Annotated in this window: 17 protein-coding genes; 8 read left to right on the top strand and 9 right to left on the bottom strand. The window is 31.5% G+C overall.

The genetic code is table 11. The features are described from left to right. Positions 1-10 precede the first annotated feature (10 nt). Positions 11-952 (top strand): LCP family protein, encoded by a 942-nt coding sequence (locus tag AB1J10_RS00670; protein ID WP_369002937.1) that lies wholly within the window; start codon positions 11-13, stop codon positions 950-952. A 213-nt stretch (positions 953-1,165) separates the two neighbouring features. Here AB1J10_RS00670 and AB1J10_RS00665 read toward each other — a convergent pair whose 3' ends face one another. The 4 genes from AB1J10_RS00665 to AB1J10_RS00650 all read right to left on the bottom strand — a co-directional run bounded on the left by AB1J10_RS00665 (position 1,166) and on the right by AB1J10_RS00650 (position 2,895). After that, complete coding sequence (locus tag AB1J10_RS00665) at positions 1,166-1,342, bottom strand: JAB domain-containing protein (RefSeq protein WP_369002984.1); 177 nt, start codon at positions 1,340-1,342, stop codon at positions 1,166-1,168. Positions 1,343-1,626: 284 nt separating this feature from the next. Beyond that, entirely contained in the window at positions 1,627-2,136 is a 510-nt protein-coding gene (locus AB1J10_RS00660) for a DUF1643 domain-containing protein (protein ID WP_369002936.1), read from the bottom strand. A gap of 13 nt (positions 2,137-2,149) precedes the next feature. Beyond that, positions 2,150-2,461, bottom strand: a complete 312-nt coding sequence (locus AB1J10_RS00655) for a DUF960 family protein (protein ID WP_011302036.1) — start codon at positions 2,459-2,461, stop codon at positions 2,150-2,152. A 95-nt stretch (positions 2,462-2,556) separates the two neighbouring features. Next, the gene (locus tag AB1J10_RS00650; protein ID WP_011302037.1) at positions 2,557-2,895 is read right to left on the bottom strand and encodes an SAUGI family uracil-DNA glycosylase inhibitor; all 339 of its coding nucleotides are present in this window, start codon (positions 2,893-2,895) and stop codon (positions 2,557-2,559) included. Positions 2,896-3,450: 555 nt separating this feature from the next. On the opposite strand from AB1J10_RS00650, the gene AB1J10_RS00645 reads away from it, so the two are divergent. After that, a complete protein-coding gene (locus tag AB1J10_RS00645) occupies positions 3,451-3,738 on the top strand; it encodes a hypothetical protein (RefSeq protein WP_103266532.1) in 288 nt (95 codons plus the stop codon). Between the two features lie 35 nt (positions 3,739-3,773). On the opposite strand, the gene ccrB is transcribed toward AB1J10_RS00645, so the two are convergent. The 5 genes from ccrB to ssb all read right to left on the bottom strand — a co-directional run bounded on the left by ccrB (position 3,774) and on the right by ssb (position 9,352). Continuing rightward, the gene (ccrB, locus tag AB1J10_RS00640; protein ID WP_369002935.1) at positions 3,774-5,402 is read right to left on the bottom strand and encodes a cassette chromosome recombinase CcrB; all 1,629 of its coding nucleotides are present in this window, start codon (positions 5,400-5,402) and stop codon (positions 3,774-3,776) included. Positions 5,403-5,422: 20 nt separating this feature from the next. Beyond that, positions 5,423-6,772 (bottom strand): cassette chromosome recombinase CcrA, encoded by a 1,350-nt coding sequence (gene ccrA, locus AB1J10_RS00635; RefSeq protein ID WP_369002934.1) that lies wholly within the window; start codon positions 6,770-6,772, stop codon positions 5,423-5,425. A 170-nt stretch (positions 6,773-6,942) separates the two neighbouring features. Beyond that, positions 6,943-7,206: a hypothetical protein gene (locus tag AB1J10_RS00630; protein ID WP_047505043.1), complete on the bottom strand. Its 264-nt coding sequence runs from the start codon at positions 7,204-7,206 to the stop codon at positions 6,943-6,945. Positions 7,207-7,271: 65 nt separating this feature from the next. Continuing rightward, the gene (gene cch1 / locus AB1J10_RS00625; RefSeq protein ID WP_260648592.1) at positions 7,272-9,062 is read right to left on the bottom strand and encodes a cassette chromosome replicative helicase; all 1,791 of its coding nucleotides are present in this window, start codon (positions 9,060-9,062) and stop codon (positions 7,272-7,274) included. Beyond that, positions 9,062-9,352, bottom strand: coding sequence for a cassette chromosome ssDNA-binding protein (gene ssb / locus AB1J10_RS00620; RefSeq protein ID WP_107377044.1), 291 nt, complete (start codon positions 9,350-9,352; stop codon positions 9,062-9,064). Before ssb ends, cch1 begins: the two co-directional genes overlap by 1 nt. Before the next feature lie 141 nt (positions 9,353-9,493). On the opposite strand from ssb, the gene AB1J10_RS00615 reads away from it, so the two are divergent. The 6 genes from AB1J10_RS00615 to AB1J10_RS00590 all read left to right on the top strand — a co-directional run bounded on the left by AB1J10_RS00615 (position 9,494) and on the right by AB1J10_RS00590 (position 14,267). After that, the gene (locus AB1J10_RS00615) at positions 9,494-10,564 is read left to right on the top strand and encodes a hypothetical protein (RefSeq protein WP_369002932.1); all 1,071 of its coding nucleotides are present in this window, start codon (positions 9,494-9,496) and stop codon (positions 10,562-10,564) included. Further along, a complete protein-coding gene (locus AB1J10_RS00610) occupies positions 10,564-11,010 on the top strand; it encodes a hypothetical protein (RefSeq protein WP_199186993.1) in 447 nt (148 codons plus the stop codon). The genes AB1J10_RS00615 and AB1J10_RS00610 overlap by 1 nt, the downstream gene beginning before the upstream one ends. Then, positions 10,988-12,094, top strand: a complete 1,107-nt coding sequence (locus AB1J10_RS00605; RefSeq protein ID WP_369002931.1) for a protein kinase domain-containing protein — start codon at positions 10,988-10,990, stop codon at positions 12,092-12,094. Before AB1J10_RS00610 ends, AB1J10_RS00605 begins: the two co-directional genes overlap by 23 nt. Further along, complete coding sequence (locus tag AB1J10_RS00600; protein ID WP_241961675.1) at positions 12,094-12,240, top strand: hypothetical protein; 147 nt, start codon at positions 12,094-12,096, stop codon at positions 12,238-12,240. Before AB1J10_RS00605 ends, AB1J10_RS00600 begins: the two co-directional genes overlap by 1 nt. A gap of 2 nt (positions 12,241-12,242) precedes the next feature. Continuing rightward, positions 12,243-12,515: a hypothetical protein gene (locus AB1J10_RS00595; RefSeq protein ID WP_369002930.1), complete on the top strand. Its 273-nt coding sequence runs from the start codon at positions 12,243-12,245 to the stop codon at positions 12,513-12,515. 777 nt (positions 12,516-13,292) lie between these two features. Beyond that, positions 13,293-14,267: a hypothetical protein gene (locus AB1J10_RS00590; RefSeq protein WP_369002929.1), complete on the top strand. Its 975-nt coding sequence runs from the start codon at positions 13,293-13,295 to the stop codon at positions 14,265-14,267. Positions 14,268-14,382: the final 115 nt, after the last annotated feature.

Here is a 14,382-nt window from a genome sequence, read left to right as displayed (position 1 = left end):
TGGGTGGTATATGGAAAGAAGAAAAAGAAAGAAAAATTCAAAAGCAAAAAAAGTTATTCTAACAATAATCATTATTTTAGGGTTATTTGTAATATTTGCAGCAGCGTTTATTTTTTATAAATTAACAGTATTAAATAGTTCCATCAATAATCCTTTGGATAGAGAGCATTCTGAACTGAGAGATAAGCCGTTAAAAGACGGGGAACCTATTTCTATTGCATTGTTCGGTATTGATTCTGATGAGGTTAGAGCATCTGAGAATGGTGGTCAAAGATCTGATTCTATCGTACTTCTTTCAATTAATCCGAAAGATAAAAACACAGAAATGATTAGTGTGCCTCGGGATACACATGCTAAGATAGTTGGTAAAGATACAGAAGAGAAAATTAATCATGCATATGCCTATGGTGGACCGGATATGGCAGTAAAATCTGTAGAAAAATTAATGGATGTCCCAATTGATCATTATGCTGCTATTAACATGGACGGAGTTTCTACGCTTATTGATGAAGTGAATGGTGTAGACGTTGTTAGTAATGGGGATTTTACCAAATCTAATTATTCTTTTGAAAAAGGCAAAAAATATCACATGGATGGTAAAGAAGCTTTAGCATTTATGCGTAGTAGAAAAGAAGCAGGTGCTGGAGGCGATGAAGGAAGACAAGCACGTCAACAACTCGTCATCGAAGCAGTGGCTAAAAAATCAATGAATCCAAGTTCTATTCCTAAAATTAATTCAATTTTTAATGCGGTAGAAGATAATGTTGAAACGGATTTGAGTTTAACTGATTTAAATGATATTCGCTCTGATTATAAAGCTGCGCAAAAAAATGTGAATCGTCATACTTTAAATGGTGAAAATACTTTAGGCGATGATGACCTTTATTACTTCTATCCTGGTGATAATGATCAAATCATTAAAGATTATCGAGACAATTTGAATTTGAAATAAAATTTTTATCAAACGGCAATTGCTACAATAGCAATTGCCGTTTTTGTGTGAATTACTCTCATATAACCACAAAGGTAGATAAAAGACTATAATTGCTTTTGCTAACAGTATCATTACATTAATATTTTATGAATTTTTCTTAGTCAAGAATCATAATTTAAGTTTGTCTTTATATATTAGAAAATAAAAAGTAATAGGAGTATTAAAATCTTGCTATACTTCTAGCTTTAAGTTATGTCGTCTAATGGAATAAGTTTTACAATCTGAGAAAATAATACAGTCATAGAATAAAATACCCATCATTTCAATGATGAGCATTATCAGTTCGATTACATTGATATCTTTAGGAGAGGGTGTTACATTGCTACTTGAATTATTATGAACTGGTATAATACTATTTAAGTTACTGAGTATTGTAGTTTTTAATATTTCTCTGTATGAATTACTGTTTGATTAATAGATTTAACCGATAGTGTTTGAATGTGTGGTCCATTTTTCTATTCATACATATAAGAATGCGATGTTCTAGGTCACAGTTAACAATAAATGATTGCATAATTTCTGCAACATCCTCAGGACTGGGAATACAATCTTTTAGATAACTTAATATATCTGTTTTTATCATTTTTAGTGAAACGATATTGATTCTGTCATAATTGACCTGCATATATTGGTTATGCTTTCAAACTCCATTTACTACGTGCTTTCGGATTAAGGGGGTGCATGATTTCATTGGTTGCTGGGTTTATAAGTCGTTTCACTTTCTTTTTATGTGTTTTCAACATCTCTAATACTTCATTGACGCGTGCTTCAACAACGGGCTTTTTAGCATAAGCACCCCATGCTAATATCACTTCATCTGATTCTTTCACTGCCTTCATAATTTGAATATCTGTATGCTTATCATAGGCATTTTCTTCTAAATGTTTGAGATTTATAGGGGTTGTAATATTAGAGTATAGATTCACAAAATTGATTGACCCAAATTCATCCATTTCTGACACTTTGTTCATAATGAGTTGGGTTGTTAGGTCAATATTGAGAATGCCATCATAGTGCGGATACATCGTGATGATTGTAAGTGTTTGTTTTTCACTGTCCCATGTCTTTGTTAGTAAGTAGCGGTGAGTTCTCTTTTCGTCAAATATTGCAGTAGTGACAAGTGTATTTGTGATATTTTCCATTGATTTTATCTCCTTAATATTCATTTGGTAATAACATAATGTAATAAGAAAGGTCTACATCATCTTCACGGATAATGTAGACCTTATTGATATTGATAGGTTGATTGATATTTGCCTTTTGAGTTTTCACATACGCTGGTCGTTCTTGTTTGTGTTTGATATATAATTGATTGCGATGTGTATTGAACTGGAATATATGAAAATAATCTACTAAGGTATTATCTTTGGTTTGTTCTTGTTCTCGCTCAGATACGAGTTGCCATAATTGGTGTTGTAAGATATTAGGTAAGTTGTTGGCGATACCCCGGGTGATATATCTATTCATAAGAGACTTCCTTTCGTTCTGACTCTTTCATCCAAATGATGATTTCACTTAGTATTGTAATGACTAATTGTGTAATTTTGATGTATTTATGCATATTATTGTCCTCCTGTTAGTAAGTATCGTTGATCCAAAAGAGGCATGATAGTGTTGTGTAGGTATAAGAAATCCATATCGTGATTTTCGTCGATATAACCGATGGCTATGAGTTGTTTCTGATAGTAGAGAATGAAAGGATAGATATTACTTTCGTGAAGTGTGTCAGAGTAGTAGGTATTAGTCTGAAGTATTTTATTACTGAGTGGGCCAAGTCTTACATATTGATTGGGTAAGATATCATCAGCGATTTCCTCGATAGATTCGCAGTGCCACACTTCGTCCTTTGGCAGATTGAATAAGTTGGTTATATAGTGCTTGAGTTGTTGTTCTAGTGTCATTGTTATGACCTCCTAATGTATTGGATTGACGTATGCATGTGATACATCATTTTGATAATATAAGTTTGAAATACCATTTGTTTCGCCTAGAAATCCCACTGAAATACAGAAAAGATCCCAATCGAAAGTCGTCACAATTGTTGATATGACAAGGAAATCCCGTTATCCCGCTCATTTCTCGGGAAATATAGCTATATATTTATATATCATTTGGATTAATAGGTGTGGTTATGATTTACTTTTTTCTTTTTATATTATTTATTTATAAATAATAATGGGATTTTGGGATTACGCTTGCGTAATCCTTCTCTTACATGAAGTTAGCCAATCCCGTTACTATCCCACTTATATTTTGTTTTGGGATGTTCTTTCGTCATATCAATATAAGCTTCACATTGAGCCATGATTTGTTAGCGTGTTGAATATATTTGTTAGATAGGTGTTATTGAATGACGAAAGGACACTGAGAAAATAAGTTGAAATATATATAATTTAACTTTGACTAACTTTGACTTTCTGTGTAATATAAAGTGAAAGTCAAAGGAGTTGAAGCTAGTGGTAAGTTTTAGTAAATATGGTCATTATTCAGATGATGACTTGAAGTATGATATGAATGGTTCCATTGATGGTTATCATTTATATGATGGAATATACATTACTGATAGAGTTTGGTTTTACATGCAGGAAAAAGATATGGATTTTGAAGATGCTCTCAATGCATTAGGTTTGAATTATGATGAAGCTATTGCAGATGAGGAGGATATCCCAAAACTAGACGAAAAAAGACAGCGTCTGATGGACGATCCATACAGGTTTCCATTTGAATATGATGAAGATAAGTGATAGGCAAGGTGCATAAATGCATCTTGCTTTTTTTATTAGATTTTAAGGTAAAGAGTTTGAGTCAAAAACAAAGACGAAGTGCTGAGAAGCACTTCGTCGAGCTGAGTATTATTGAAAAGTTGTTTAATAATCTCATTATTGAGCTTGAGTGTGACATAGAATTGCTTTTTATGATTACCGTCTTTACGAATATCAATACGGTCAATGATTGTAAGATATAATGTTTTGAGTTGTGCTTTATCCATTGATTCTATGTTTTGAAATATGCGACGTAAAATAGCAGATATTTGTTTAGTATCATATGATGTTTTCTCTTGATTTTGTTGGTGCTTGAGTTGATTCATTTGGTTTGTAATGTCATTGAGTTGTGTTTCATATTGATGAATGGTTGGTTTGAGTGCAGATGTTAAGTCTGGATTGTCTTCGATGGTTTGAATTAGATTTTTTAGTTTAGTATTTATTTCATCAAATTGTTGTTGTTTATAAGCAATATCGTGGTTCAATGCACCAATATCGACTTTATTCTCTTGATTGACACGTTGTAAGACTTGGTTAATGACTTTATCACTTTTGACAATTTCGAGTATTTGATCCATGACGTATTTTTCAATCACATCAGCTCTAACGCTATTAGCAGAACATACTTTTGAGCCTTTGTTTCGGAAGTTACTACAAGAATAATAACGTATTCGCTTCTTAGTACCATCTTTCAATGTGTTCGTTGTGTTACTAGCTGCCATTGGTGCACCACATTGTGGACAGTGAATAATACCCGTTAATAGATTGGTTCCTTTTCCATGAACTTGAGGTTTTTGACTAACTTGTTTCATACGTGAATGTACTTTATCCCATAGTTCTTGACTAATGATAGGCGAATGCTTCCCGTCAGCTACTACAGGATTATCATTAAGGCCTTTACGTCGCTTTTCATTCCAATCTTTATATTTCGCAAATTGTATTTTACCAATGTAAAAAGGATTGGAAAGGATGTATGCTATAGCTGATGTACTGAATGGATTACCTTTCTTTGTTACATAACCTTTATGATTAAGTGCATTAGCCATTTTACGATATCCGTGGCCTTTAGCATATGACTCAAATATATATTTAACAATATTGGCTTCATGTTGGTTTATCATGAGTTCATGCTTACTATCAGGTATTTTATCGTATCCTAGTGGTAAATTCCCTTGATAATAGCCTTCTTGTGCACGTCTGGTTTGACCCATGAATACGTTCTCGACAATATTATTACGTTCAAATTCTGAGAAACTCGCAAGTATTTGTAACATGAGTTTACCGCTACTCGTATTGACTTCCATACGTTCAGACAAACTGAAAAATTCGACATTTTGCTTATGCAAATCTTCGACAATTTTGAGTAAGTCTGATGTATTACGTGCAAGTCGGTTTGTTTTATACACCATGAGACAATCGATATGACCTTCATTCGCATCCTTCAACATACGTTGGAGCTCAGGGCGGTTCATAGATTTTCCTGAGATACCACGATCAGCGTAAATATCTGTGACTTCAAAATGATGAAATTGACAGTATTCTCTAATCTGATTGATTTGGCCATCAATACTATAACCTTCTGTACTTTGCATTTCCGTTGATACACGAACATAGATACCGACACGTTTTTGTTTGAGTTGTTGCATGATTTTTTCATCCTTTCTGATTAAGCAATCGATGATTGTACCGCTTGATTAACAATGTTTAGTGGCTCATCTTTTAAATAGATGCCGCTTAGTTCTTTATTTTTAGTAATATGAATGACATCAATAAAGGGATATAACATGTTTAACGTGAAACGTTTTTGTATCACATTATGAAATGCGCTTTGGATACGCTTAGAATTGATAGATGTTAGCGTATTTTGTTGGTGTAAGGTTTGTATTTCTGTTTTGAATGTTTCTGCATCTATCGTTCCTTTGGCTAACTTATTGATGAGTTGTGCTTGGGTATACGTGCGCTTAGTTTCCAGTGTGTTTTGTTTTTGGATGTGTTGTTGAATGGCATCATTTATTTTGGAATAGACCTGTTGGTCTTGAAAGAAGTGTTGACATGTTTTTAAAACACTTGTTTCTATATCTTTAGCGTTAATCCCTTTAAAGTCACAGACAAAACGAGATTCATTCATATTTCGAGGACAGACATAATAACGTAATGTATTATGTTGCTTTCTTCTAATTGTCATATTTGTAAGTGTGGCGCCACAGCATGGACATTTGATTTTTTGTTTCAGTTGATTAGCTGAAGGTGTTCGTTTGACATGTTTTTCAGACCGTAAAATCTGCGCTTGTTCATAGCTACTGATAGAAATAATAGGTGGAAACATGTTGTCATATTGTCCATATTGATTGATAACGCGACTACAGTAATTAGGATTCATGATAATAGCGCGTACTTGGTAGGGTTTACGCTTGATATATTGATCATCTGTTTCTAGGTATTGCGCAATTTTTTTATAACCATAGCCTTGTAGGTAGTAATGGAATATTGCCTTCACCGTTGGTGCTTCATCTTGATTAATTGTGAATGTGCCATTGTGATAGGTATAGCCAAATGGTGCATGTGTCGTGATGAGTTTACCTTGTCTAGCTTTTTCTTTAAGACCATTTTTGACTTGTTCACCAATATTATCGGACTCTAATTCTGCGAGGCTTATGAATATATTGAGCTTTAGGCGATCAAACGCTTTATCCATATCAAAATAGCCATCATGAACACTTAGAATATGAACATGGTATTTTTGACATAATTTCATGAGTTTTAATGCATTTTTTAGATTACGATGAAGTCGATTCAGACGATAGCAACATAATACGTCACATTGTCCTTGTTGAATCAGTTCAGTAATTTGTTTGTAACCATTGCGTTTATCAGTGCGTCCTGATTGCTTATCGCTATAAAAGGTAATGTGTTGAATATTATGCTTTTCGGCTAATGCCTTGATGGTTTGTTTCTGGGTTGAGAGTGATTGTTGTTTGAGTGTACTTTGACGTAGATAACCTATTGCTTGTTTCATCCTGTTTCCTCCTTCCAAATTGATAATATATATTTATGAACGAATTTATAGTTAAGCCCAACACCAGTAAGGTGTTGGGCGTTATTATTAGTCATCAGCGTGATTGATTTCTTCAATCACTAAATCAGCGAGTAATGTGATTAATTCGTCCAATGAAAAGACCTCCGATTCTATAAAATATTTAAGGATTTGATAATATGATAAACAGTCATTCTGTCGTCTCTTGTACTTTTCACAAAGAAATTAGTGAGAGCTACCTCATTCATAAATTCAGGGTGCAATTTATAAAGTATCAAGAGTTTACGTTGTGTCTCAGTTAACGTATAGGATTCTATATCATAGTCATGATCAATATAATTTACGACTAATTGTTGATTCTCTAATTCGACCAAAGAGCATAATGTGTATTGTGTTAATTTGAATTTAGTATTCATTTTAATTTCCTCCAAGTATTTGATTAAGTAAGCTACAACAGCCTTTAGGGTGTTATAGCGATATTTTATAATCCTAAATCGTCATTTGCTTCGGATTGTTTAGCTTTCGTTACAAAATCTTCTAGCAAATTTTTATTTGTATTATCAACGAATGGTGGTGGTATACTAGGCTCTGTTTTAGAACTCAAACCAAACATTGAAGCATAAGTCATATCTAGCTTAAGATGGTAAAAGACAATAGTCTTCTTTTTACCATTAGAATCTGGAACGCTACGTTTTGTTGTTTTACGGTTCCGATCAGAATGGATATAACCTTTGTCTCGTAAAGCATCAATTACAATATTTACATCTTGGAATTGATTTTCATTCAACATATTTTTAAATACATTTTTCAGGATTTTAACTTGTATGTGGTCTTCTTTGAGTTCAATAAGTCCATAATTCTCAATCATTGTTGATAGCTTGGCATCCTCAGAGAATTTCCCCCGGTTTTGCGCTACAAACTGAACAATGACCTCGATAGATTTCTCTGCTAGTGAGCGTTCTGAAACTGACTCCAAGTGATAACTAACCAAGTATTCTCTTACTGCATCTATATCAATAGGCACTGCAATAACACGTTCGAATATCCGAGCAGATGTCGCAATCACTGCATAGCGTTTGAACATACGAATACCAGTATTACTCGTTTCATTTTTTAGTTGTTTTTTGAACCAATCATGTTCCGTATGAAACCATTTAATTACTTCGTCTTCACGTTTTAAAAGATATTCAGCTACTAATGGCATGATATGGCCATAATTGACCGATGTAGCCCTTTTAATTGCATCTGCATTGTCAGCACTCGTCGTAAAAGCTTCTGATATTTCAATGGTACGAACATTTAATCCATCATTACGTGCACTATTATTTAAAACACTGTGTTCTGCCGTACTTATCACTGAGGTCCCCCAATTTTTGAGTGCTTTGACATTACCATCTATATTAGATCGTTGTCGGCCTTGTCCTTCTGCCAGACTGTACAACAACCCAGTAGTGTCTTTGAAGGTTGCAGCCGATAATTCGTCCAATACGATAGGCAAACCATAATTGCTACTTAAATATCCTTCAAGCGCGTTTCTAGTACCATTCCAAGACCTAAAAAGTGTATTGCTACCTTTAGTAGGATTGCCGGCTATTGAAACAGCTAAAGCGGCTGCAGTCGATTTACCTGTGCTTGAATTTCCCATAAATGAGAAGATGGTTCCCGCAAACTCGACCTCATGTCTTGTTTTTAGGAAAGCCGTAACTAATGAAGAAGCAGCAAATACTACTGCAAGTTCTAGGAGTAAGTTCCCTTTAACTTGTTTTAAGTACATCTCCCACCAGCCTTTGAAAGTACCTTTTGGTTGTAAATCATAGTGTGTTTCACAAATGATTTCATTAGCTTGAGATTGCTCTATTTCTTTTGAAAAGTATGGTTTATCCAATGAAATGACCATACCTTCATCATCAGACTGTAATACACCTACGCCGGTATATAATTTAGATAATGGAAGTGACTGGCGCATCGATTGTAACGCATAGCTTAATGATTTAATGTACCGTTCATTGATGTTGAAGCCGTACTTAATCAATCCAGGTAGCTTGAAAGATGTTAAGATATCTGATGCTTCAATACGTTCAATATTTTTTCCATCTGTAATAATCAACTTCTCAACCCCTGTAGACGGGTCGAGAAATTTATTTTCAATAATGATGGGACTAGACAATTGAATAATTTTTTCTACATCATTGTTACTTTTAGGTGGAATCACTTCATAAAAGCCATTTGAATTTAAAAAATATGGATATTGCTTGAATATGTTGTTAGTCATTAGTTGTTACCACCTTTCCAGTTACTTTTGTGACGCATTGGATTAGGACCAGTTTTTTTATACAACAAACTACCATTCTTTTTACCTACAATCTTAAATGGAAGTCCTGGCGTATGCTTAATCCAGTAAGCAAAACGACGTCCAACTTCACGTTGGTCGTTAGTGCTACAGACCATACCAGATTTCTCTCTTAGCTCACTATAAGTGAACGTACTTCCCACCGATTGCTTGAATGCCATAGCATACATACAATTATTAATTTTATTTTGTTGCTCAGTTTTCTTATTCATCTAAAACTACCTCCAATTTATATTTGAAAATCAAAGGTGCGCACAATTAATTTTCTAAATATAGTATCGCATGAGTTATAATGATTAAGGATTAGAATAAAAAGGTGACTTTTTATTACTTTAAAGTGTTAGGGTGATTTTATGAAGGAATGGGTGGAGAATTTATTTAATGATTTAAAGGATGTCATTGAACTTGAAGTTGCATTACACCTAATGATTAGGAAGAGAGAACTTGATTCATTAGATATTTATCCAAGTATTACTGAATTTTTTGATTATTTAATATTTGATGCAGAAATAGCAATTCAAGATAAAGAAACGCTACATAGACATTACAAAACAGCGAATATCCATAATATATTACGTGTGAAATTGAAGCCTAAAGATAATTGGGAAGAAGAAAAAATACTAAACCCAAGTGCATTACAAACTATTTTTGCTATAAAATTAAAGGATAAAAACTTAACAAATGGATTTTTGATTGAAAAACTAGACATTGAAAAATTGAATACAACTTATAAAAGAATTAATGCCAAAAATGAACAATTAATTAAAAAAATAAATAAAAATTCCAAGCAAATGAAATTAGAGAATAAATTAATTCCTTACAATGATTTATTGGATTTATATAAATATTTTATGGATGAAATAGATTACTATGATTCTGATTTTGATTGTTTACGTTCGTTACTTTATTTAGAACTTGATTTTTCATTTGTACTTTATAATGAATTATTGCGACTTACTCACGAATTGAAAAAATTGGTGAAAAATATTAATAATCAGAAGTTGGAAACATTATTAGGAGAAGTAGCTATGGAATTATCGAATGTTGAATTTCCATGGATCAGATTAAAAATATTGAGAGCAAGTATTGATAATATAAGTAAGTATAACGACATTGAGTTATTTATGTTAGATATTAATTATGTAATACATACGACTATGGATGAAATAGAAAAGTGGATAAAAGAAGCTACGTTAGAAGAAGATATTACTCAATGTGTATTAGGGGACGAAAACCGAATTCCGTATTTAGATTCTATACATGGAAATAGGTTTAAAAAAGATACACTTTTTTCATACTACAATTTTTTATTAAATATATTTGACATAAGATGGCAGTATGGTCTTGATTTTAATGATCAAGATAGAAATAGGTTTAATAGATCAATTAAGAATCAACCTATTATTTTATGGGGATATAACTAATGGAGGATGAATTGATGATAACTGAGGACATGCTAAAACAAATTTCAAATATTTTTAATGGTGATAATGAAGATAGTGTTTATAATTATAAAACTGGTGCAGACCTAGTGAAATTTTTCAATCAATATTTTAATAGAAAGGATGTATATGAAAATCCTTTTCCCTCAAGATGGTTGTATATTGTAAATATTTTGGAACAGTTATTGCAAGAGAAAAAATTAGATGAATTTTTTACAATAGTTTTAAGCAATCGCTATCTTCAAAGTGAGTTACGTGTTAGTGAAGTAGAAGCTATACGAAAATCTAATGAAGCTTTAGCACATTTTAATGAAGTTTTACAATATAATGGCTACTATTTGGTAGACAATAATAATGAGTATAAGCTTGTAAAAAAAGATGATGATTTGAAATATATAACAAGCGGTGGGTTATGCAGATATTTATGAACAGAAATCAACTGGATTTATTATAAAGAAACTGAAAAAAGAATATTATAATGACAAGTCAATATGTAGTAGATTTAAAAGAGAGTTTGAGATTGCCAAATCTCTGTCATCAATGCACTCAGTCGTTGATGTATATGAATTTAATATTAGTAGACTTTCATATTCAATGGAGAAAGCTGAGATGACATTAGATTATTATATTACTAATTTTGAAGTGGATTCAGAAAGTAAAAGTAAAATAATAAGGTTAATACTTTATACTATTTCGGAAGTACATGAAAAAGATATAATTCATAGAGATTTAAGTCCTACAAATATATTTTTTACTAAAGGTGTTATAAAGATTGCAGATTTTGGTTTAGGTAAAGATTTAAATGTTTTGTACTCTAATCAAACTTTAAATACCAATGCGGTAGGTCAATTATTCTATTGTGCACCGGAACAGTTACACGGTCTTAAAGATGGTAACAAAAAAAGTGACGTCTTTTCTCTAGGACGAATTATTAATTTTGTTATGACTGGAAGTCATAGTGACTTTTCACATACCTTTAGAACAATAAGTGAAAAGGCTACAAATGAAAGTCCAGAATATAGACATAATAGAGCTCAATATTTATTGGATCATTTTGAAAAGGCATTAAAATATTATAATGATGGAAACAAGATATTTGAAATTAAAAATAAGATTGACAGAGGCATTTTTGATGAAGATGTAGAGTTTTTTTATTCAGGACTTTCTGAAAATAAGCTTTGTCGTATAGTATTAACGTCGAATTTTAAAACCAGAAAGCCATTAATTGAGTTCATGAAGATGAAGGCGAGTTATGCAGAAGTAATAATACAAAATACCAATAATGAATATAAAAATGTATGTACACGATTCGAAGATTGTGATCCATTCTCAGATTTTATGTATGAAATTTTGAACGACACCTTTTCATTTAGAGTTAAAGAGGTAGCAGCCGGTACTCTTAGTGAGATAGCATACTCTGCTAACAGATTTCATGCACAGAGGTTAATTGAAGAAATTATATCGACTGGAATTGAACCAATAATCGAAGATATTTTAAAAGGAGATAAATAATGAATAATAGTTTTTTAGAAGAACTAAAAGAAATTTTGGATTCATATGAAGGTATAGAGACAAAAAAAGAAGGTTTCGAATATGGCGGGTTTATACAGTGGCCTAGTTTAGATGATTATGAAGACATCAAATTGAAGAAGTATTGAATTTGGTAGGTATAGAAATACCTTTTGGGTCTAATATGGATCCATTAGAATTTTTTGATATTTTAAAAAATATGAAAAATAGTGGAAGAGAAATATATGAAGATATTTATAATGAATCACTTATTAAGAAGGAAGACGAAGAAATTAGTGTAAAAGAATTTGTAAATTTAATTATGGAATACGAGGTCGAAATTCCAACAATAAAAAGTTTGAAGAGTTCAATAAAAAAAGTATTTGAGACAAACGAGGTTCCGCAAGATGTTCAATATGAATAAGATGAATATATACCTGAATCATCTAAAAAATGGCCGTTAATAATGGATGATGATTTTATTTTATTAAACAAATAAATTTAAATTAATATAAAAATGAAATAGATAAAATTAAAAATAAAATTTCAAAGGAAGAAGATGTATTAATAAAAAAATCTTTGATGTTGACAATCTTTGTTTTGTCGGAAAGCTATGTCAGTTCGTTAATTATTTCTAACTTACCTGATAGGGATGAAAGCTTAATAGATAAAACATATGAAAAAATTATTAAACAATATATAAGTGATAACATACGCACAAGAAATGGGAGGAAAAGACTAGTAAAGGATTTTTTTGGTAAAATAATGATAGAAATCCCTCACACTAGGTTGAGAGATGCCCTTGCTCACGAGATAGATAAAGTTGAATTGAATGATAATCGTTTTAAATATAATAAAAGTAGACCCAATAAAAACGAAAACATTATAGAAATTGACATTGAGCAAATAATTAATGAGCTAGAACAATTTCACACAAATTTAGACTTTATTTATGACCTTTTACACTAATTTCATAGTTTAATGTGAACTGTTTTAATATAGATTCTTACTTATTGATTTATAATATGGGTAATAGAGAAATAATGTATTCGTTTCTTAAAATTGCAGATGATTATTTAGAAATTTAAAAGTTTATGACACGAAAATATGAGAAATTAAATAATTGAATTGTTTTGTATGGATGTAATTCATATGAAGTAAGAGTATGAGAATAAAAATTATTCAAGGAGGAATGTGAAGAATGTATTTATTATCACAAAATAACCTAGAAGAAATCGAACCAGTTACCTTTGGAGAAATGAATATACAAGAAAAAGATATAGAAGAGATGTTACGACAAAACATCGAAATAATTACAGGTGAAGAAGAATCTTTGTTAATAATTGGAGATCAAATAAAAAATAAAGAAAATGCTAGAAGTGATTTAACTGCTTTAGATCAAAATGGGAATATAGTTCTTATTGAAATTAAAAGAGATTTAAAGGATATTAAGCAAAGAGTAGAGGCCTTTGAAATTCAAGCTATTAGATATGCAGCTAGTTACGCAACAATTGAAACTATCTCTGATGCAGTGAACAAAATTTATGCCCCATATATAAATAAACATGAAGAAGAATTTTCAAAAGATTTAACTTATCTTAATAGCGATGAATTAGCCAAACGTAAAATAGTTCAATTTTTAGAAGTTAATAAAAGTTTAGATAATTTTAATAAATCTCAAAGGATTATATTGGTAGCTTCTGATTTTGATGTTCAAACTTTATCGGCAGTAGCTTGGCTAAGTGAGAACGGTGTTCAAATAGAATGTTACAAACTAATACCTTATGTATTCAATGGGTCTTTTATAATTAATGCTGAGAAAATATTACCGGCAACTAAAAATCAAGCACACTTTATAGACATAGAGGACAAACAAACTTTAAATAGCAGAAAACAAGCAAAAAATAGAAGTCTCCCAAGGCTTAAAGATATGATTGTTTGGGGAGTAGTTCAACCTGGAGACATAATAATTCCTAAAAATACAGATATAAAAGGTACCATATTGGAAAATGGGTTTATTAAATGTGGCGATGAGGAAAAATCACTTAGCTTATTTGTCAAAGAAGCATTGGGATGGTCGAGTGTTAAACCTTATATATTAGCTATACATGAACAAACTAATAAGTCTCTGTCACAAATAAGGATTGAATATATGGAAAAAAATAATATGATTTAAATGAAGGTTAAGCACTTAACAATATTATGTTGAGTGCTTTTAGTAATGTATCTGACAAGGGGAAGCGTATTATAGGTGAGGGGATTTATTAAGTTATATATAATTAAAAACACGA

The sequence above is a fragment of the Staphylococcus cohnii species complex 1663 genome (assembly GCF_041008415.1).
Classification (GTDB): Bacteria; Bacillota; Bacilli; order Staphylococcales; family Staphylococcaceae; genus Staphylococcus; species Staphylococcus ureilyticus.
Note: the sequence above shows the minus strand (reverse complement) of the source record. Positions and strands in the feature narration are given on the sequence as shown.